The sequence below is a fragment of the Coprobacter secundus subsp. similis genome, from assembly GCF_015097275.1.
In the GTDB taxonomy this organism is placed as follows: domain Bacteria; phylum Bacteroidota; class Bacteroidia; order Bacteroidales; family Coprobacteraceae; genus Coprobacter; species Coprobacter secundus.
The window spans coordinates 1,439,740-1,458,796 of record NZ_AP023322.1 but is presented as its reverse complement, the minus strand read 5'-3'; the positions used below and the strand labels follow the sequence as shown (position 1 = coordinate 1,458,796).

Annotated in this window: 19 protein-coding genes and 1 pseudogene; 16 read left to right on the top strand and 4 right to left on the bottom strand. The window is 44.1% G+C overall.

What is annotated here, in order from left to right; translation table 11 throughout:
- Positions 1 to 30: 30 nt before the first annotated feature.
- The 9 genes from Cop2CBH44_RS05845 (at position 31) to Cop2CBH44_RS05805 (ending at position 9,382) form a co-directional block, all read left to right on the top strand.
- The gene (locus Cop2CBH44_RS05845) at positions 31 to 939 is read left to right on the top strand and encodes a fimbrillin family protein (protein WP_005816138.1); all 909 of its coding nucleotides are present in this window, start codon (positions 31 to 33) and stop codon (positions 937 to 939) included.
- 80 nt (positions 940 to 1,019) lie between these two features.
- A complete protein-coding gene (locus Cop2CBH44_RS05840) occupies positions 1,020 to 3,209 on the top strand; it encodes a type IV secretory system conjugative DNA transfer family protein (protein ID WP_005816140.1) in 2,190 nt (729 codons plus the stop codon).
- A 53-nt stretch (positions 3,210 to 3,262) separates the two neighbouring features.
- Complete coding sequence (locus tag Cop2CBH44_RS05835) at positions 3,263 to 3,760, top strand: lysozyme family protein (protein ID WP_005816141.1); 498 nt, start codon at positions 3,263 to 3,265, stop codon at positions 3,758 to 3,760.
- A gap of 88 nt (positions 3,761 to 3,848) precedes the next feature.
- Positions 3,849 to 5,057, top strand: coding sequence for a putative resistance-associated DNA invertase (locus tag Cop2CBH44_RS05830; RefSeq protein ID WP_005816149.1), 1,209 nt, complete (start codon positions 3,849 to 3,851; stop codon positions 5,055 to 5,057).
- Between the two features lie 479 nt (positions 5,058 to 5,536).
- Positions 5,537 to 6,271 (top strand): 23S rRNA (adenine(2058)-N(6))-methyltransferase Erm(G), encoded by a 735-nt coding sequence (gene erm(G) / locus Cop2CBH44_RS05825; protein WP_118067009.1) that lies wholly within the window; start codon positions 5,537 to 5,539, stop codon positions 6,269 to 6,271.
- 693 nt (positions 6,272 to 6,964) lie between these two features.
- A complete protein-coding gene (locus Cop2CBH44_RS05820; protein WP_246469182.1) occupies positions 6,965 to 7,237 on the top strand; it encodes a DNA cytosine methyltransferase in 273 nt (90 codons plus the stop codon).
- Between the two features lie 22 nt (positions 7,238 to 7,259).
- Positions 7,260 to 8,129, top strand: coding sequence for a nucleotidyltransferase domain-containing protein (locus tag Cop2CBH44_RS05815; RefSeq protein ID WP_200755704.1), 870 nt, complete (start codon positions 7,260 to 7,262; stop codon positions 8,127 to 8,129).
- Complete coding sequence (locus Cop2CBH44_RS05810; protein WP_005816203.1) at positions 8,110 to 8,850, top strand: class I SAM-dependent methyltransferase; 741 nt, start codon at positions 8,110 to 8,112, stop codon at positions 8,848 to 8,850. The genes Cop2CBH44_RS05815 and Cop2CBH44_RS05810 overlap by 20 nt, the downstream gene beginning before the upstream one ends.
- Positions 8,851 to 8,887: 37 nt before the next feature.
- Positions 8,888 to 9,382: an HD domain-containing protein gene (locus Cop2CBH44_RS05805; protein ID WP_007897426.1), complete on the top strand. Its 495-nt coding sequence runs from the start codon at positions 8,888 to 8,890 to the stop codon at positions 9,380 to 9,382.
- 159 nt (positions 9,383 to 9,541) lie between these two features.
- Here the strand turns inward: Cop2CBH44_RS05805 and Cop2CBH44_RS05795 are convergent, their stop codons facing one another.
- The 3 genes from Cop2CBH44_RS05795 to Cop2CBH44_RS05785 form a co-directional block, all read right to left on the bottom strand.
- The gene (locus tag Cop2CBH44_RS05795) at positions 9,542 to 9,943 is read right to left on the bottom strand and encodes a hypothetical protein (RefSeq protein ID WP_165364460.1); all 402 of its coding nucleotides are present in this window, start codon (positions 9,941 to 9,943) and stop codon (positions 9,542 to 9,544) included.
- A gap of 1,122 nt (positions 9,944 to 11,065) precedes the next feature.
- Complete coding sequence (locus tag Cop2CBH44_RS05790; RefSeq protein WP_200756017.1) at positions 11,066 to 11,242, bottom strand: hypothetical protein; 177 nt, start codon at positions 11,240 to 11,242, stop codon at positions 11,066 to 11,068.
- A 114-nt stretch (positions 11,243 to 11,356) separates the two neighbouring features.
- Positions 11,357 to 12,643 (bottom strand): IS1380-like element ISBaov1 family transposase, encoded by a 1,287-nt coding sequence (locus Cop2CBH44_RS05785; RefSeq protein ID WP_007664617.1) that lies wholly within the window; start codon positions 12,641 to 12,643, stop codon positions 11,357 to 11,359.
- Between the two features lie 139 nt (positions 12,644 to 12,782).
- On the opposite strand from Cop2CBH44_RS05785, the pseudogene Cop2CBH44_RS05780 reads away from it, so the two are divergent.
- From Cop2CBH44_RS05780 to Cop2CBH44_RS05765, 4 genes and pseudogenes are all read left to right on the top strand, one after another.
- Positions 12,783 to 13,279: pseudogene (locus Cop2CBH44_RS05780) on the top strand (SIS domain-containing protein); the annotation flags it as partial.
- On the top strand, positions 13,276 to 13,464 hold the full coding sequence (locus Cop2CBH44_RS05775) for a hypothetical protein (RefSeq protein ID WP_005816226.1): 189 nt from the start codon (positions 13,276 to 13,278) through the stop codon (positions 13,462 to 13,464). The pseudogene Cop2CBH44_RS05780 and the gene Cop2CBH44_RS05775, both read left to right, overlap by 4 nt.
- Positions 13,465 to 13,698: 234 nt before the next feature.
- Positions 13,699 to 14,841, top strand: a complete 1,143-nt coding sequence (locus tag Cop2CBH44_RS05770; protein ID WP_007897423.1) for an ImmA/IrrE family metallo-endopeptidase — start codon at positions 13,699 to 13,701, stop codon at positions 14,839 to 14,841.
- The gene (locus Cop2CBH44_RS05765) at positions 14,832 to 15,389 is read left to right on the top strand and encodes a DUF4411 family protein (protein WP_005816230.1); all 558 of its coding nucleotides are present in this window, start codon (positions 14,832 to 14,834) and stop codon (positions 15,387 to 15,389) included. The genes Cop2CBH44_RS05770 and Cop2CBH44_RS05765 overlap by 10 nt, the downstream gene beginning before the upstream one ends.
- 162 nt (positions 15,390 to 15,551) lie before the next feature.
- On the opposite strand, the gene Cop2CBH44_RS05760 is transcribed toward Cop2CBH44_RS05765, so the two are convergent.
- Positions 15,552 to 16,181 carry a M23 family metallopeptidase gene (locus Cop2CBH44_RS05760; RefSeq protein ID WP_007837448.1) on the bottom strand — a complete coding sequence of 210 codons (630 nt, stop codon included), beginning with the start codon at positions 16,179 to 16,181 and terminating at the stop codon, positions 15,552 to 15,554.
- Between the two features lie 220 nt (positions 16,182 to 16,401).
- Between Cop2CBH44_RS05760 and Cop2CBH44_RS05755 the strand changes: the two genes are divergently transcribed.
- The 3 genes from Cop2CBH44_RS05755 to Cop2CBH44_RS05745 are packed head-to-tail and all read left to right on the top strand — an operon-like array spanning position 16,402 to position 19,044.
- Positions 16,402 to 17,163 carry a DUF4099 domain-containing protein gene (locus Cop2CBH44_RS05755; RefSeq protein WP_005816235.1) on the top strand — a complete coding sequence of 254 codons (762 nt, stop codon included), beginning with the start codon at positions 16,402 to 16,404 and terminating at the stop codon, positions 17,161 to 17,163.
- A gap of 23 nt (positions 17,164 to 17,186) precedes the next feature.
- On the top strand, positions 17,187 to 17,411 hold the full coding sequence (locus Cop2CBH44_RS05750; protein WP_005816237.1) for a hypothetical protein: 225 nt from the start codon (positions 17,187 to 17,189) through the stop codon (positions 17,409 to 17,411).
- 37 nt (positions 17,412 to 17,448) lie between these two features.
- Positions 17,449 to 19,044: a hypothetical protein gene (locus tag Cop2CBH44_RS05745; protein WP_005816239.1), complete on the top strand. Its 1,596-nt coding sequence runs from the start codon at positions 17,449 to 17,451 to the stop codon at positions 19,042 to 19,044.
- The last annotated feature ends 13 nt before the right edge of the window (positions 19,045 to 19,057 follow it).

Genomic DNA, 19,057 nt, shown 5'->3' with positions numbered 1-19,057 from the left:
TCAAAGTACAACAATTAAAAAAGAAAAAGCATGAAAAAGAATTTGTTTCTAATGTTGGGACTTGGAGCCATGCTCCTCACGTCCTGTGACCAAGACATCGTCAATGAGATTTACCTGCCCGGTGGCGGAGGTTCTGTGGTCGTGACCGACAGCACATCAACCAAGCAGCTTCAGGTATTCACCAATCTGGAGATGCTGCAACCTGCCGTTTCCACACGAGCCGTTGACAACCAGTGGGAACTCAATGATATGATTGGCATCTCTTCCACAGGGATGATCAACAATATGAAGTTCACCCGAAGCGGCGGCACGAATCAGTTTGTGTCAGCCAACAAGGTGTTTTTCACGGACACAGACACTCACACCTTCAATGCCTACTATCCCTATACGGCAAATCCTACCAACGACCTCATAGAGTTCCAAGTGCCGGAGGCAGCTGTACAGAGTGAGCAGAAGGTCAATGATTTTCTGTTTGCCAGTGGAGCGGCATCATACGCCAATCCGAGCCTTACATTGAACTTCACCCATCAGATGGTGCGTGTCATCATCAAGGTCTATACCTCACCAGAATACGGTTTCACCACCAATGATTTTGCAGGAAGCCTACTCACGTTCGTCGGTTATTTTGACAGCGGTACTTTCAACATCAAGACCGGAAAGGTAGAATGCAGTGACGAGTCGGTGACGACCTATTATTTCGGCGACCCACAAAGTGACCACATGGAATATACGCTTTATGTTCCTGCACAGGTTATGCCAGACATGACATTGCAACTCAGCAATGGGGAGAACTTCGTATTCCTCACAAACGACACGTGGAAAGCGGGTCATTCCTACAGCTATTCATTGAAGCCTGTACGCAACACCTTGGAGGTCATATCTGCAACTATTTCTCCGTGGACAGTAGAGTCTGAGAAGACCATCAACGGCTACGAATAAAACTCATAAGAGGATTGGAGGGTGTCCACCGTGGCATCCTTCATCTTTTCTCATTATCACCCAACATCATCGTAAAGTAAATGGAAGAAAGCAAAGAGTTACAGGGTTTTTACAAGATATTCAGGGCGGTGATTTATGTCTCCATCCTGATGGAGTTCTTCGCCTACGCACTGGAGCCGGAGCAGTTGGACTTCTTGGGCGGCGTAGTGACGGATATCCACACTCGCATCAAGCGGTGGATGATTTACCATGACGGCAACCTCGTGTATAGCAAGGTGGCTACGTTCCTGCTGATATGTATCACCTGTGTGGGAACGCGCAACAAGAAGCATCTGGAGTTTGACGCTCGCAGGCAGGTGCTCTATCCGCTGCTGTCGGGAGTGCTGCTGATTGTGCAGTCCGTATGGCTGTTCGGTCATTCGATAATGCCCTGTTTCTATACCCTCCGTTTGAACACTTGGCTCTATATGCTCACTTCCATCGTCGGTGTCGTATTGGTGCATATCGCCCTCGACAATATCTCTAAGTTCCTGAAGGAAGGGCTGCTGAAAGACCGCTTCAACTTCGAGAATGAGAGCTTTGAGCAATGCAGGGAGTTGCAGGAGAACAAGTACAGCGTGAACATCCCTATGCGCTATTATTACAAGGGCAAGTTCCGCAAGGGATGGGTGAACATCGTCAATCCGTTCCGTGGCACATGGGTTGTGGGTACTCCTGGTTCTGGTAAGACCTTCTCCATCATCGAGCCGTTTATCAGGCAGCACAGCGAGAAGGGCTTTGCCATGGTGGTGTACGACTATAAGTTTCCCACTCTCGCCACCAAACTCTACTATCATTACTTGAAGAACAAGAATGCCAAGGACAGCAAGATGCCCCATGGCATGAAGTTCAACATCATCAACTTTGTGGATGTGGAGTATTCGCGCCGTGTGAACCCCATCCAGTTGAAGTACATCAACAACCTTGCCGCAGCGAGCGAGACCGCCGAGACCCTGCTTGAATCCCTGCAAAAAGGCAAGAAGGAAGGCGGCGGTGGCAGCGACCAGTTCTTCCAGACCTCTGCCGTCAACTTCCTTGCCGCCTGCATCTATTTCTTCTGCAACTACGGCAAGGAGCCCTACGACAAGGACGGAAAGATGCTGATTGCCGAGCGGCGTGAAGACCCAAAGACGAAAAGGCTGATACCCACAGGACGGGTGTTCGACCATTCGGGCGCGGAGGTGCAGCCCGCTTATTGGTTGGGCAAGTACAGCGACATGCCACATATCCTATCGTTCCTCAATGAGAGTTATCAGACCATCTTCGAGGTACTTCAGACCGACAACGAGGTAGCCCCCTTGCTTGGCCCGTTCCAGACTGCCTTTGCCAACAAAGCCATGGAGCAGTTGGAAGGTATGATTGGCACGCTACGTGTCTATACCTCCCGTCTCGCCACCAAGGAATCTTACTGGATATTCCACAAGGACGGCGATGACTTCGACCTGAAGGTCAGTGACCCGAAGAATCCAAGTTATCTGCTCATTGCCAACGACCCCGAGATGGAGAGCATCATCGGTGCACTGAATGCCTTGATTCTCAACCGCCTTGTAACGAGGGTGAATACAGGACAGGGCAAGAACGTTCCTGTCAGCATCATCGTCGATGAGTTGCCGACCTTGTATTTCCACAAGATAGACCGACTGATAGGCACAGCCCGAAGCAACAAGGTGAGCGTGGCACTTGGCTTTCAGGAACTTCCGCAGTTGGAAGCCGATTATGGCAAGGTGGGTATGCAGAAAATCATCACCACCGTGGGCAATGTGGTGAGCGGTTCGGCAAGAGCCAAGGAAACCCTCGAATGGCTGTCGAGTGACATCTTCGGTAAAGTAGTGCAACTCAAAAAGGGCGTGACCATCGACCGTGACAAGACCTCCATCAACCTCAATGAGAATATGGACAGCCTGGTGCCTGCAAGCAAAATCTCCGATATGCCCACAGGTTGGATATGTGGACAGACCGCCCGTGACTTCGTAGTCACCAAGACCGGGATGAACGGAAGCATGAACATCCAGGAGAGCGAGGAGTTCAAGACATCCAAGTTCTACTGCAAGACCGACTTCGATATGACGGAAATAAAGAAGGAGGAATCGGAGTATGTCCCTCTCCCTAAGTTCTATAAGTTCAAGTCGAAAGAAGAGCGAGAGCGCATCCTCTACAAGAACTTCGTTCAGGTTGGGGAGGACGTGAAAGCCATGATTAAAGAGATTCAGCAGTTCCGCACTATGATGTAGTGATATTGATTAGAGTGCGGTGAGACATCGCACCTCCTATATAAAATAATGTAATGAGAAGATACATCATCGTACTATTGAGCATGTTGGCCATCTGTAGCGTGCCCTGTCAAAGCCAAACCATTGACAGGGCACTGTTTGAACGGATGGTAGCCATTACCAAACACTTCGAGGGTTGGCACGACCCAAAGACCACACCGGGCTATGTGGGCTATGGTCACCAGCTACAGAAGGGAGAGCGTTTCCCGAAAACACTGACACGTCAGCGTGCAGATTTGCTGTTACGGACAGACCTCCTCCGGCACCTGCGCCTATATGCCCGTTATGGCAGGGATGCTTATCTGCTTGCCACCCTCTCGTACCAGATTGGACCAGCCAAGTTGTTAGGCAATGGACGATACCCGAAAGCGTCCCTGCTCACCCGATTGGAACGTGGCGACAGGGACATCCTGCCACTCTATCTGAGCTATTGCAAATGGAGGGGAAAAGCAGTGGCATCCATTAGGAAACGGAGGTGGGTGGAATATCAGCTGTTGTATGCCGAGCGGTGAGGCACCATCCCTCCTATACCTGTTTGTCTGTCACTTATATTATATATAAAGGTAATAATTGCAATTTCAATGTTAAAGTCAGAGCATTATGGCATCCATCAAATTAAAGTTCAGAACATCATCTGTTCAAGAGAAAGAGGGTCGCCTGTATTATCAGGTGATACACAATCGTGTGGCACGTCAGATCCATACAGAGTACAGAATCTATTCCTCAGAGTGGGATGCGGACCATTCAAACATCATTTTGCCAACTTCCGTCACTCCACAACGTCAAGCCTATCTTCTTTCCTTGAAAGATACATTGGATGCTGACAGGAAGAAACTGCTGTTGGTCATTGCACGGTTGGACAAGGAAGGGCAGTCATATACAGCAGACACCGTCGTTGACAACTTCCATGAGGGAAAAGAATTACATGGCATTATCGGCTATACGCTGGAGTTGAACGAAAAACTGAGACGCATCGGCAAGAAGCGGATGGTAGCAAGGTACAAAACCACCCTCAACAGCCTCCAGCGTTACCTGAAAGGAGGCGATGTGCCATTGGAGGAAGTCGATGGGACAACGATACAAGGCTATGAACAGTGGCTGAAAGACAGCGGACTGTGCCGCAACACCACCTCTTTCTACATCCGCAACCTGCGCACCATCTACAATCATGCCGTAGATGACGGACTGGTCATCTCTTCCTCACCGTTCAAGCATGTATATACCGGCATCGACAAGACCGTCAAGCGGGCACTCCCCTTGGAAATCATCAAGCAACTGAAAGAGCTGGACTTGAGTCTGAACCCCCGTTTGGAGCTTGCAAGGGATATGTTCCTGTTCAGTTTCTATACCCGTGGGATGTCGTTCATCGATATGGCACAACTTACACCAAGCAATCTGCATGGCAGTACGCTCATTTACCGCCGTCAGAAGACCTCACAACAGTTGCACATCAAATGGGAACCTGCCATGCAGGAGATAGTGGCGAAGTACAAAACAGATGATTCTCCCTACCTGCTCCCTATAGCAAAAGGAGAGGGAGCCATATTCTGGAGACAGTACAAGAATGCCTATAGCCGTATCACCAAGCAGTTGAAGAAAATCGGAGAAATGATAGGCCTGTCCGTACCCCTGACCACCTACGTAGCCCGCCACTCCTGGGCAAGCATAGCCAAGAGCAAGAACGTGCCCGTATCTACTATCAGCGAGGCATTGGGGCATGACTCCGAGAAAACCACACAGATATACCTCTCCTCATTGGACACCTCTGTCGTTGACAACGCCAACAATCTCATCATCAATTCTCTTTAGGAGGTGCAGCGTCTCACTGCACCTTTATTTCAATATTTATAACTATTGTATTGCGGTGTGATACCGCAACTATAATAAAAAAGTCGGGGATTGTTGAGCAAAAAGGTGTTTCTCTCTTTAAGAGAAACTCTTCGGGATGCAAAAATATGAAAATAACTCCAATTCACCAAATTATATAGCGACTTTTTTACAAAAATGCTAAAATTTGTTGATTTCCGTCAAGCAATTGTTGAGCAAATATGTCTTTTACGATAAAATGATACCTCAATATCAACTGTTTAGCAAAACGATATTTCTCTTAAAGAGAGAAACATCTTTTGCATACCTTTTCCGACCGAATTTTTATGTCGTAAAGAGGGGCTTTGCAGGGGGTGGACTCAGAAAGATGAGAATAGATGACTCTAACATCCGAAGCAGGGTTAGAGGAATTAATGAATAAATATTCGAAAAGAGATGAAATAAATTAAGGAGGGGTTATAATGAACAAAGTAAATATAAAAGATAGTCAAAATTTTATTACTTCAAAATATCACATAGAAAAAATAATGAATTGCATAAGTTTAGATGAAAAAGATAACATCTTTGAAATAGGTGCAGGGAAAGGTCATTTTACTGCTGAATTGGTAAAGAGATGTAATTTTGTTACGGCGATAGAAATTGATTCTAAATTATGTGAGGTAACTCGTAATAAGCTCTTAAATTATCCTAACTATCAAATAGTAAATGATGATATACTAAAATTTACATTTCCTAGCCACAATCCATATAAAATATTTGGCAACATACCTTACAACATAAGCACAAATATAATTCGAAAAATTGTTTTTGAAAGTTCAGCCACAATAAGTTATTTAATAGTGGAATATGGTTTTGCTAAAATGTTATTAGATACAAACAGATCACTAGCATTGCTGTTAATGGCAGAGGTAGATATTTCTATATTAGCAAAAATTCCCAGGTATTATTTCCATCCAAAACCTAAAGTGGATAGCGCATTAATTGTATTAAAAAGAAAGCCAGCAAAAATGGCATTTAAAGAGAGAAAAAAATATGAAACTTTTGTAATGAAATGGGTTAACAAAGAGTATGAAAAACTGTTTACAAAAAATCAATTTAATAAAGCTTTAAAATATGCGAGAATATATGATATAAACAATATTAGTTTCGAACAATTTGTATCGCTATTTAATAGTTATAAAATATTTAACGGCTAAAAACAATAGGCCACATGCAACTGTAAATGTTTAGTTATAGGTAGGGTAGCATAAGTTAAAATGCTATTCTGCCTTTTAAAAGTATGGTATACATTCCAGAGAGAGATTGGATATGTTCCCGCCTACCGATAGTGCCAAAAACGTAGTGGATATGTTTCCGAGAACGGATACGCTCAAATGACATTCATTCTGTCCTCTCGAGCCATGTGGAGACGGTATGTCTACTGTCACGGAACAAGTAAAAAAGTACAGAAATAGGCTTAAAATAAGGGATTCCGAGAGATTTGCCGATTTTGGCAGTCTCCTGGGAACCCTTTTTTCGTGTTTTGACAATAGCGTCATAGTCTGCCTTTTGATAGGTTGAGACAAGAAATTACTTTTTTGACGATTGAGACAATAGGACTATTGTCAGGTTAAAGTCCGTTTTTTGGTACAGATGGCTTGATATTATTATACTGTCCAGAGTAGCAAACCGATTGACCTTAGACTAAAAATAGGGTAAAATTAGTCAATCACTAGAAGGAGAATGGGATATGGATGAGAGAATATACTTAGACACCTATCTTTTGCAGCAGGACATGCGAGTTCGCTTGCCGAAGTCGGTAATCTCCAATTTAGGGGTCGTAAAAGGAAAAACAAAGTTTGATATTTATTTGGACTCAAAAGAGCATTGCTTAATATTTAAAATCCACGATGAGGAGAAGTCTGAAAATGAGTAAAAAACTTATAGCCGTTTCCCTGTTTACCGAAGCCGGTGGCATGGATGTAGGCTTTGAACGACCCGGGATTAAGGTTGTATTTGCAAATGAGGTTATGAAAGAAGCAGCTCAGACTTATATACTGATTGATTTCCGTGCCTTCTATGGCTTGGATAAATTTAGCTTGAAGCAAATCGACCAGTATGTTTGGCAGATCGGGAAGGATTACTTCCCGAAGAACTACGGAAAGAAAGTATTTTGTCTTTAATCGATAAAAGGAGTGTGTTCGTATGGTAGATAATGTAATTCAAATAGTAACAGAGAAATTATCTTCTTTGCCTTGCATAGAAGGCATTGTATTAGGGGGCTCACGTGCAAGAGGCACCCATACAGAGGATTCTGATATAGATATCGGAATCTATTACAATTCAGAATCATTTGACCTGACAGCGATTAACCAAATTGCTACAGAGTTGGATGATGAGAATAGAAACAACCTTGTTGTACCTCCCGGAGCGTGGGGTGATTGGGTCAATGGAGGCGGATGGTTAGTTATTAACGGGTATCATGTTGATCTGATTTTACGTGATATAAAACGGGTGGAACAAATAATCAAGGATACGGAGCAAGGAATTGTTACTGCAAATTATCAGACCGGGCATCCCCATGGTTATATAAGTGCTATGTATCGTGGAGAATTGGCTATCAGCAAGATACAATATGCTAAAAATGAAAGCTTTTGCGAATTAAAAAATCAGGCGGAAATTTACCCTGGTGCTCTAAAGAAGAGCTTGATAAACTTTTTCTTATTTGAAGCAGAATTCTCTTTAATGTTTGTAAAAGCAAATGCGGGAGCAGAGGATAAATATTATATTGCAGGCCATGTTTTTCGTATTATTTCATGCTTAAATCAAGTACTATTTGCATGCAATAATGCTTATTGCATTAACGAAAAGAAAGCTATAAAACTGCTTGAAACTTTTGAATATAAACCTAAAAAATATGCCGAAAGGGTAAATCATATTTTTGAAGTACTTGGTCTTTCACTTTTTGAATGCTACGATATGACCGAGAAGCTATATAAAGAAGTGAAAAAAATTGCAACGGAGATAAATAACTTTTTAAACGAGGGGAATTCAGATGAAAGAAAACAAATATGATGATAATATATTTTTTCAAAAATACAGTCAAATGAGTCGCTCACAGCAGGGACTAGCCGGTGCAGGAGAATGGGAAACATTGAGAAAGCTGCTGCCGGATTTTAAAGATAAGCGTGTGCTTGATTTAGGATGCGGCTATGGATGGCACTGTATTTATGCGATGGAACACGGTGCTTCTTCTGTTGTAGGTGTTGATATTTCTCATAAAATGCTCGAGGTAGCCAAAGAAAAAACACATTTTCCCCAGGTTGAATATAAATGCTGTGCTATAGAAGATGTGGAATTCCCAGAGGAGAGTTTTGATGTAATATTAAGTTCACTTGCGTTTCACTATGTAGCAGATTATGAGATTTTAGTAAAAAAGATATATAGAATACTGAAGTCTGGTGGCAAGCTAGTTTTTACGGTTGAACATCCTGTTTTTACTGCCTATGGAACACAAGACTGGCATTATAACGAAAAAGGAGAAATACTGCATTTTCCGGTGGATAATTATTATTATGAGGGCAAACGGACAGCTGTGTTTTTGGGAGAAAAGGTTACAAAATATCATAGAACACTGACCACATATCTAAATACACTGCTTTCAAATGGTTTTATAATAAATCAGATTGTGGAGCCGCAGCCGCCGGAAAACATGATGGATATTCCGGGGATGCAGGATGAAATGCGCCGTCCCATGATGCTGATTGTATCGGCCAACAAAAAAATGGATAGATAGAACTAAAACACCTATAAGGTATAAATGGAGGCAATTTATGTTTAAAGAAAAAATTATTATAGAGATGAAAGAAGTGTTCAAAGAAATTCCTTTTGGCATAGAGCATACTCTTAAAGTTTTGAAAAATGCAGAAGATATAATGAACGGAGAAAATATCGGAGAGGAAGAAAAAGAATTCATCAGTATTATTGCTATACTACATGATATTGGTGCGGTTGAAGCACAAAAAAAATACGGTTCTATTGATGGTGTCTATCAAGAAAAGGAAGGACCAGCAGTAGCGAAAGAAATATTAAAAAAGGTAGGCTATAACAAAAATATTGATAGAATATGCTTTATAATAGGCAACCATCATACTCCATCTAAAATTGATGGACTTGATTTTCAAATACAATGGGAAGCTGATTTGCTTGAAAATTTAACGGTTATGGATAAAGAAAAAGAACAGGAAAAGATAAAAAAGTGTATAGGTGAAAACTTTAAAACAAACACAGGAAAAAGGATAGCTTATAATCGCTTTATTTTAGATTAGTAGTAGATTATTACAGTTATGTATTTTACTCAAGTTTCGGATTTAGGTTTTATGCAGTCTGAGCGATCAGTTGCATGGCCTTGAACCTGCGGTTATCCCGTATAATTTGCTCCATCAATTCGTTCTCGTCAATGGTAAAAATCTCAGCCACGATTGCTATTACATCAATAATGATTGACCAGATCTTTTCCACGACGGTGAGCTCGTGTACGCCTTCATATATATCGGCGAACAATCCTCCAATGGTCTCTTCACCATGCTCTTCAGGCGCTCAAGCTTGGATACGAAATACTCTTCCTTGCGTTTTTCGGTCTGGCAGTCTCTGTCACGCTTGCGGTTGTAGCGCCTCTCGCGCTGCCGGGCCGTAAGACCTTGTTCCTTGCCATCGACCTTCCCTCTCTCGCCGTGAATCGAGAAGTCCACGACAAATTGAGAGCGGCCGTCGCTCCAGCACAGGGCCAGCAGCTTGTAGCCGAGAATGCACCGCTGAAACACGTGCGAGAATATCTTGCCAATACACTCCATCCTCAATCCGGTCTTCGGCAGGTCGGAATCATCCACAATAAGCACTGCCGGAAGATGGCTCTTTTGATAGTCTTTCCTTATGGTCACGGCCTTGATGAGATGACAGGCGATGTGCCAGATGATGTTGCTAGTCTATATTGTCCTTGGCCATAAACGAATAGAGTAGGTCCTTCTTACCCCCGAACAGTTTCGAGATTGACGATCCGGCATAATGAGAAAAACCCGGGACGGCCATAAACGGCAGAATCAATATGATCTGGAAAAGTTGAAGGTTGGTAAGCTGACAGTTCTCACGTTTTTTCCCTCCGAGATCTTTGTCTGAAATCCTCATCCCCTCAAGGAGGGTCATAAACTTGGAAAATGCGGGATTGATTCGTTTTCCCGTGAAAAAGTTGCGGATCTCCGATGGAATTTTTGTAATTTTGCTCATGGCTTTGAGTGATTGTAATTAGTTGTTTGGGCACCTCTAAATTACTAAATTTCCGTGACATACGGAAATCCTCAAAGCCTTTTTTATGCCCAAATCTATCCTCTCAACCTAAATCCGAAACTTGAGTAAATTATAATTATGAGATGCTACGTGCTTTTGTTCAATATACCCTAAACGTCGATTTAAATGCGCCTGTGATAAAGGATTTAGTTGAAAAGTATAAGGATATAGAACAATTTAATAGGAGCATAACAGATAAATACGTTGCAATATGTAAACGCTTTTAATATTTGAATTTAGCCGTTTATGTAGAATGAAGGTGTGCAAACAAACAGACCCTGAAAAGGGTCTCACCCCCGTTAACCGCAATGTCAAAGACTTGCGGATGGCCAGATGACTCCTATACATCCGACCCCAACGGGGTCGAACCATATAATCTGTAGAAAGGTTCGACCTCCGTTGGGGTCGTGGATTGGGAAGGCACTTCGACCCGCACATTGTATCATGTGCGGTTACTTGAAGTTCGACTCCCGTTGGGGTCGATGGCTCGTCGTTATTCTGAATCTTAGCAAATCCTCTCTTTTTTAATGAACTGTGTGCTTGATCACTGAAAATAATCCTTATTTTTGCCACGAGAGTTTTACGAAAGATAAATAGATAAAGTATTGGAAAAGAAACATAACTGTCAGCAGTGCCCACTGAGGCGGCGATACGACCGTTCACCCAAGTCATTGTTGGGTCGTTTTTGGCGATGGCACATCAATTTCTGTCCGGGATGGAAAGCCTATTTCCTGTCGCTGAGCGAAGAGGAACGGCATGTATTGAGAAAGCAATACGCTTTTCATAAGCCTCAAATCCGCAACTAAGTCCTTCATCGTCCTATTTACGTGTACACGTTCTCTCATTACTGAATTATTAGATAAATTGAGGCTGAAATACCCACTTCTGCCTACAATACCCCCTTACCCCACAATGCGACTTGAGACAATACGCAGTATCATACCCATAAGTTGTAGTCGTCATCCAAAATCAGTCTGGAATACATCTGCGTAAGCATTATTACAGGTATAGATATTCAGCACATACCACCTTGATGTTCTGATCCATTTGGCTGGTACAGAGACAAATCTGAAGACAAACGCTTTTATGCGACTTGTTTTATTGGGTCCGAACCTCTTTACGTCAAGTCTTTGGATAATGACCTTGTAGAAGTTACGGATAAGTGCTGTAAGAAGAAGGAACACTGTGTTCTCTGCCATGAAGGATTTGGGCAATCTGGACCATCCGAAACCATTGTTCATGTCATCGAAGATGCGCTCCTTTCCTCCGCGGAGGTTATAGAACTCGACAATCTCTCTTACGGAAGGCTCGTAGTCGTTGGTCAGGATGCAGCGGTATGTGTATTCTCCTTCCCAGAGGTCAAGCTCACCGTCCATCCGTTTCCGCCTTTGAATCACAAGCCGGTATGTCTTGCCTTTCCACTTCTCTACAAGAATGGAATTCAGCTCAAACTCAATGCCGTTGATTTCTCCCCTCTTCCAGCCTCTGAGAGCGAAGAGGTCATTGTAGAGCGAACTACAGCGGTTGGCACGGATATAGAAGGTCTTGCAGTGGGTGGCAACCTCTTCCACGATCTCTTCAGAGCACGAGCCGCAATCAGCTCTGAAACGATTGATAACAAGATTGTTCTGTTCAAACCTTTCGAAGAATCTCTTCAGCGTGTCCTTCTGATGGAAACGGACGTTTGTGTTGCCGTCGCTGTTCTCAATGCCGACAATCAAATCTCCAATAACCGCCACACCTGGTCGATAACCAAGGAACTTCTTGTATGTATGCTTTGCATCATATTTCTCTGTTTCTATGAACTGGTGGTCGAAATCAACATCATACATCTCACCCTCTTTCAGCTGACCAGCTGCACACATACAATTGAGCAGTAAGGTATTGAGGGTGTCAGCCGTATTGAAATCGTAGTTCTTACCCGTATCTGACGTGTATGAAATGTTCTCCTGCGTCAGTTCCTTTATCGCTCTGAGGATAGTGTCAGAGCTGCAGGTACGAAGTGTCGGATGAAGCGAGAGATGGGGCATCAAATGAGTTGTGACATCCTCAATACATGAGCCGCCACAGAAGTAGATGCTCATGAGAGAACGGATGATTTCGCTGTATTGATAACCATACAGCCTGCATCTTAGACCGAGGGTTGTGTCAATTACATATGACAATGTGGAGTCAAATTGCTCCATCATTGCAAATATTCCTCCAAAAGGAGTGAGTTTCTCAGATTTTATTGCTTTCTTTGCCATGTCTGTCGGGTTTGATACATATTTTGATTTGCAACACTAAGATAGGTGAAAAATCTGACATGACAAAATCCTGAGCAACTTTTTGTTGCTCAGGTACTTAAAAAGTTATATTTATAATAGTGTTGCGGAATTAAGGTATATAAAAGATGTGTTGGGACTTGCTGACAAAATCAAGAACTTGTCGAAGATATACACCTATGCCCGCAACTCCTTTATCTCGGTCGTGGGTACAACTACCCCACCGCCCTTGAAGGTGCGTTGAAGCTGAAAGAAATATCCTATATCCATGCGGAGGGTTATCCTGCTGCGGAAATGAAGCATGGACCGATTGCACTTGTAGATAGCGAGATGCCCACGGTGGTCATTGCTCCAACGGACTCGCTGTATGACAAGATAATCAGTAATGTAAGGCAGGTGAAGGCGCGTGGCGGTACGGTTGTCGCCATCATTACCAAGGGCAATGACGCAATGAAGGACATCGCCGACCATTGCCTTGAAGTGCCCGACGTACCCGAATGCCTTACACCTCTCGTTGTTTCCGTCCCATTGCAGTTGCTGGCCTATTACATCGCCATCAACAAGGATAGGAATGTTGACCAGCCAAGAAACCTTGCTAAATCAGTTACCGTAGAATGAATAGAATATTATCACTTATTGTTACCATCCTCTTTGCGTTGTGCATTGAGGCTGGCATCTTTATGCTTATTGCCCACTGGTGGGGCATGACTGCGGCCATTACCGTGATAGCCATTGAATGTGTGTTAGCCTTATGGACAGTTTACGAAATGAGACATGCGAGTGATGAACCAGTTGATGAATAACATTGCAGGCTGTGGTTAGAACGAAAAAGGCTAAAAACAAAAGGACGGGTCGATGATTCGTCCTATTTTTGTGTCTTTTTGGTGGCGAAATGTAGCGATTTAGCAAAATAAACATAAATTCCAGTGATATTCAGCATGAAAATTCGCCCATTTAAGTGAAAATGTGTAATTTTGCAACGCAAAATTGTGCCTAAGCATTTGCATCAAAACAACAATAGTTCAATCGAGGCTGATATGAAAGTAGAGATTAACAAGAAACGTTTAGAATACCTGCTGGCATTATACAAGATGTCGGTGGATGACTTGTTGTCTCTTCTGAACAAAGGCAGGAAACGGATAACAGGAGCCGCAGACATCAGTGGAGATTCTATTGATTTGGGGGTGTTGAAGCGTATAGGTGAGATATTCGACAAAGAAGTCAGTTTCTTTCAAGACTATTCTAAGTTGTCAACCAATGCAAGCAGCAGTATCTTCTTCCGCAAGACCTCATTCGGAACAGAGCTGAACTTGGAGTCGATCCGTACTGTAAACCGATTCGAGAGTCTGAAAAACGCTTTGGATGCATACAACAAACTGTCGCAACTGGATGTGAAGTTTGACATAGAACACTACACCCTACAAGATGACCCTAAGACAGTAGCCGTACGTGCAAGAGATTTTTTTTATCCCGGGGAAACTGTCAATCATAGGCAGTTTCTTGTGAAGATGATAGAAAAAATCGCCGATCATGGCATTTTTGTCTTTGAATACATAGAGACATGGAACAAGAAAGAGAAAACCAACATTGACGGTTTTTACCTTAAGCCCAATGTGATAGTGCTTAAGCATCATAAGCATTACAAGCGAGAAATATTCACTCTGGCGCATGAATTGGGGCATTGTCTATTGGGGATTGAAGAAGTGGAGTCGGTGGACATGATGGACATCTCGGCACAGACTTCATACAGTGATGTCGAAAGATGGTGCAATGATTTTGCATATCAGTTCATTATGGGACAAGAAGCAGAAACACTTGCTAACATAGCATGTGTAGATTCCCGTAACGACTACTGCATTGACCTCTTCAAGGCTATCAGTGCACGGACGCACATTAGCCGTCTTGCCTTATATACAAGGATGTATATCGACAGGAAAATCAGCTATTCGAGCTACAGCAATGTCAAGAGTGAATTGGCAGAGGAATACAGAAGAAGAGAGGAACAGGAAAAGTTGAAAAACTCTGAGAAGAGAGGCGGGCGAACACCAAAGCCCATCATTTCTCCGCTATTCTTGAAAACCATGCAATATGCCTATTTCAATGGAGTGGTCAACGAGACCACTTTCTGTTCGAGACTCAATGTCAAACCAGCAAATTTTGAGAGGGAGTTATGGCGATAGTTGTTGATACATGCTCATTGGTGATGATTGCCAAGAATTATCTTCCCTTGGATAAGGACGGACAGTTGTACTCATTCCTGGAAGAGGCGTTCTCCCGCAAGGATTTGATGCTACTTGATGTGATTCTGGATGAATCAAAACGCACCTCCAAAGGAATTGCAGTTGAAAAGATGCCTTTCCTCAAAGACAAGAAATTGGTCATTCCGACAAAGGATCTATTTCCATGTGCCCCAGAGAGATTCAGCAACATGATAGACAACAATTTCTGTGTAAGACTGAAGAAGCAGGAACTGACTGAAGAAGAATACATAGAGCAAAAGGAAGAATACCTTAAAACAGGTGATGCTAAGATTATCATTTATGCACTGAATGTACGACACTCGGACGCTATCCATCTGGAAGAGATGCAAGTAATGACGGAGGAAACAAGGCAGCAGAATGACGGTAAGTTGTTCAAGAAACTTCCTTTGTTGTGTGAGCAGATAGGGATTGGAACACTAACCGTTTCAGAATATCTGCATAGAAACGGGTTCTTTATTGACAAATAGCATAGATATTAGTATCATCTTATGACATCTTTCACGAAATCATATTATATTCGTGAATAAAACACTTGTTTTTCAAGAATAGAAATTGTTGAGGATTAGATATTTAAGACATTATTGCAATGCGGAAGGGGTGATGTGAACGACAAAAGACAAGGCGTTCTATTAGAGTGGATGCTTGATAAGATTGAGAAGAATGGACGGGTCGATGGCTCGTCCTTTTTTTGTGTCTTTGAGTGTGAGGTGCAGGTGGGGACCAGTACTGCGACCACTGTTGCCTGTCAGCGCGATGATGATGCCGGGACGGACGTGGGTGCCTTTGGTGACGAGAGTTTGGGAGAGGTGGCAATAGCTGACGGTGAAGTCGCCGTGACGGAGGGTGACATAGAGGCCTGAACGTTTGTCCTTGCCTACCTTGATGACCTCGCCGTGCATCATGGCGTATGTGGGTTCGTAATTTGCCTTCAAATCAAGCCCGTTGTGTAGGGCTTTTCTTTTTGTAAATGGGTCTCTGCGGTAGCCGAAAGGGCTGGTGACAGAGATATGACGGAGTGGACTGACAAGTGCCGTGTGGCGGTCGGTCTGCTCCGTTTGGGTTTGTAATGGGGCAAAGGCAAGAGAGTCTCGCCGCTGATGCGGCGAGCACGGAGGCAGTTGTTCGGATGTTGCGGACTGCGTCGTTTTTGGCACAGCCTTGCGGTGTACCTTAGTCTGTGTGACGGTATTGAACTGAGCGCATACTGTTGCTGATGAACAGAATATTGCTGCTATTGTGATGAGTAGAAATCGTTTCATGGTGCAAAAGTAACAAGCAATTCTTTGACTGGCATAAAGAACAAAGGGAAGACAAGAAGATTGTAACATAATATAGCAATCGAGTTTGATTTTTGAGCAGAAATCAAACTCAAATAATAATAATCGTCAAAAATAACACGCATTATCTTATGCAATTCTGCTTGTCTCTGAATAGGTATATAACTTTGCATGAGTTTAATTTCAAATTCAAAGTTAAAGTATGAAGCAAGTACGATTTGAAGAGAGCGAGGTGCCTTATCAGACACTGGCTCGTTTTGGTCTCACACAAGAGAAGATTGAAGACCTGCCCATGTGGGCGTTGGAAGATATTGGTCAGGGACGACGTTCACCGTTGCTGCCCATTCAGGTGAATAATGATGAGGGCGAGACATTGAAGAGCCGCACCCGATTTGCGTTGGTCCGTATGGAGGACGGCAAGGTGGATGTGGTCTTCTATCCGCAGTTGGAGAAATCACCATTGGAGGCTTTTACTCAGGAACAGCAGGAGGACTTGCTGGCTGGAAAGGCTATCCTTGCCGATGTTAAGGATGCTGATGGCAGGAGCAGCAAGGCTTTCGTGCAGATTGACACGGAGACCAATCAGGTGATGTCGGTACCTACGCCTGTCATCGGGCGCAACTTGGAGGTGCTGAAGGATGAACTGAAACTGAGTTCGGCAGAACTGACCGTGATGCAGAAGGGTGAGCCGCTCACGCTCATCATGGAGGACGAACAGGTGACGGTGGGTATTGACCTGAACGATAAGACCGGCATAAGGATTAATCAAGGCGACAGTCAGAAGTGGAAGGAGAACACCAAGCGAGAGTGGGACAAATACACCTTCGGGTGCTATGGCTGTTGGGTAATGGGCGATGACGGTAATCTTGACTATGTGCCTGAAGAGGAATACACGGAAGAACTTTGGAATGAGCAGAAGAAGAATGGAGAGCGCAACCGCGCCTCTTTTTCCATGCACAAATAATCTACACATAATATAATAAGTATATGGCATCAAATAAATATTATCCAGAGGATGTGCTCGTCGAGAAGATACAGAGCGGCGAGTACGGTTGGTTGGAGTATGTCAACCATCATTCTGCTGAATGGCAGGAAGAATATGAGAGCTATTGTCTGAACAACGGACTCTGCATTTGTGAAGAGAGTGCGGAGCAGTTTGTCCATCACAAAGATGAGGAACTGGAGAAGGCAATAGAGAACGGTGAAGCATGATAAATGAAGAGTGAAGAATGAAGAGTGAAGAATAAGTATGGCGATAAGAAAGAATACGAATCCCCAACAGATGGACCTGCAACCAGAGATGCGTGACTTGCTCATGCGCAATGGTATGCAGGCTCATGTGGTGAGTAATGGCAGCGGCTATCAGCTTGTGGTGCAAGGGCATGACAGTCCGCTGCTTACCTATAACATCACCGAGAAGCAGATGTTGGCTCTGACCGACTGGGGTACGAATCATGCCAACAAGTTAGCCTACAATACCTTTACGGGCATTGTGGGCAACGACTTCTATATGCCCAAGAACTTCGTTCATGCACGCAATGCCAACGGTCGTGTAGCTATGGGGCTGCACGGCTATCGTGTTGGTATCGGCGAGTATGGACGGATGGGGCGCATCGATATGCCACCACCCTTTTTAGGTTGGACACCACGCAGTCAGGAGGGATTCCATCTTCGCAGAGTTGGAGGACGATTGTTCTTCCCCGAAGCCCCGATTGTGCCTGAACGTTGGGACGGCAGAATGAAGCCTGGCGAATTGCAGAGCGGCGGTTATGGGTTCTATTATAAGGGACAGCAACAGAGTTATAGCCCTCAGCAACAGGATGTGCTGAAAGATTTGGAGGGAATCATAATGCCTTCCATCAGCCGCACGAGAAGCACGGAGCCAGCCAAGCCTTATAAGGAACTGATTACCTCGCCTGTCTATTTCACCAATGAGAAGTGGCAGGAGTGTCTGGCATCGCATGGCATCATCATTGATGAGAATGCGAAGACGCTGACCATTCAGTCGAACAGCGTCAATGCCGACATGGTGTATGACCTGACAGATGAGGAACTGAAGAAACTCACCTCCAACTCCATCAAGGAAGTGCCCGTCGTTCAACGCTTGGAACTGCTGAATGGCATCATCAAGGACGACTTTGCTGACAAAATCCTGATGGACACACTGAATAGCAAGGAGCGCATCGACCTGCATCTGCATCCCGAACTTGAACAGGAGTTGCAGCAGCGTCAGCAACAAGACGAGGAACGGTTGCTTCCGTTGGAAGAGGACGAGACTGTCAGACGTGACGTGTTGCAAGGCGATGCCATGGTGAGAGGTGAAGACCTTGCCTTGATTAATGAGAACAAGGGTTGGTATCGTGAGGGAGCGCATGGGCGTGAAGTGAAAGTCGGTGACATCATGGTGGAGAAAGTGCCTCCGATGGAGGGAGATAAGAAAGGCGAAGATAAGTATCGCATGACCGCCATTATCAATGGAGAAGCCATCACGCACGAAATCAAGCAGAAGGACTACGACAAGTTCTTGGCGGTGGATGACTACCATCGCATGAAACTCTTCTCCAAGGTTTTCAGTGAAGTGGATATGAAGACACGCCCCGAAACCAACGCCGGACTGGGCACGAAGATATTGGCGGCTCTGACGGCAGGAGCAGTCGTTACAGCAGAGGTGGCGCATGACATAAGCCACCATCATCACCATCCAGCCCCGGAGTTCTATGCAGAGCATCATGGCGGTCCACGTCCTTACTTCAAACCGGGAGTGGATTCGCCACAGGAGATTGCGGCAAGGTACTTTGAGGCAGAAGCAAATCATGTTGCCACGGAGATAAGGAGAGGATATTAACAATGTATAATTT

Bases quoted from the DNA above. Each gene is read 5' to 3' on its own strand.
- Cop2CBH44_RS05845 (WP_005816138.1), top strand. From the start codon at position 31: ATGAAAAAGAATTTGTTTCTAATGTTGGGACTTGGAGCCATGCTCCTC.
- Cop2CBH44_RS05840 (WP_005816140.1), top strand. From the start codon at position 1,020: ATGGAAGAAAGCAAAGAGTTACAGGGTTTTTACAAGATATTCAGGGCG.
- Cop2CBH44_RS05835 (WP_005816141.1), top strand. From the start codon at position 3,263: ATGAGAAGATACATCATCGTACTATTGAGCATGTTGGCCATCTGTAGC.
- Cop2CBH44_RS05830 (WP_005816149.1), top strand. From the start codon at position 3,849: ATGGCATCCATCAAATTAAAGTTCAGAACATCATCTGTTCAAGAGAAA.
- Cop2CBH44_RS05820 (WP_246469182.1), top strand. From the start codon at position 6,965: ATGAGGAGAAGTCTGAAAATGAGTAAAAAACTTATAGCCGTTTCCCTG.
- Cop2CBH44_RS05815 (WP_200755704.1), top strand. From the start codon at position 7,260: ATGGTAGATAATGTAATTCAAATAGTAACAGAGAAATTATCTTCTTTG.
- Cop2CBH44_RS05810 (WP_005816203.1), top strand. From the start codon at position 8,110: ATGAAAGAAAACAAATATGATGATAATATATTTTTTCAAAAATACAGT.
- Cop2CBH44_RS05805 (WP_007897426.1), top strand. From the start codon at position 8,888: ATGTTTAAAGAAAAAATTATTATAGAGATGAAAGAAGTGTTCAAAGAA.
- Cop2CBH44_RS05790 (WP_200756017.1), bottom strand. From the start codon at position 11,242: ATGAGAGAACGTGTACACGTAAATAGGACGATGAAGGACTTAGTTGCG.
- Cop2CBH44_RS05785 (WP_007664617.1), bottom strand. From the start codon at position 12,643: ATGGCAAAGAAAGCAATAAAATCTGAGAAACTCACTCCTTTTGGAGGA.
- Cop2CBH44_RS05775 (WP_005816226.1), top strand. From the start codon at position 13,276: ATGAATAGAATATTATCACTTATTGTTACCATCCTCTTTGCGTTGTGC.
- Cop2CBH44_RS05770 (WP_007897423.1), top strand. From the start codon at position 13,699: ATGAAAGTAGAGATTAACAAGAAACGTTTAGAATACCTGCTGGCATTA.
- Cop2CBH44_RS05765 (WP_005816230.1), top strand. From the start codon at position 14,832: ATGGCGATAGTTGTTGATACATGCTCATTGGTGATGATTGCCAAGAAT.
- Cop2CBH44_RS05760 (WP_007837448.1), bottom strand. From the start codon at position 16,181: ATGAAACGATTTCTACTCATCACAATAGCAGCAATATTCTGTTCATCA.
- Cop2CBH44_RS05755 (WP_005816235.1), top strand. From the start codon at position 16,402: ATGAAGCAAGTACGATTTGAAGAGAGCGAGGTGCCTTATCAGACACTG.
- Cop2CBH44_RS05750 (WP_005816237.1), top strand. From the start codon at position 17,187: ATGGCATCAAATAAATATTATCCAGAGGATGTGCTCGTCGAGAAGATA.
- Cop2CBH44_RS05745 (WP_005816239.1), top strand. From the start codon at position 17,449: ATGGCGATAAGAAAGAATACGAATCCCCAACAGATGGACCTGCAACCA.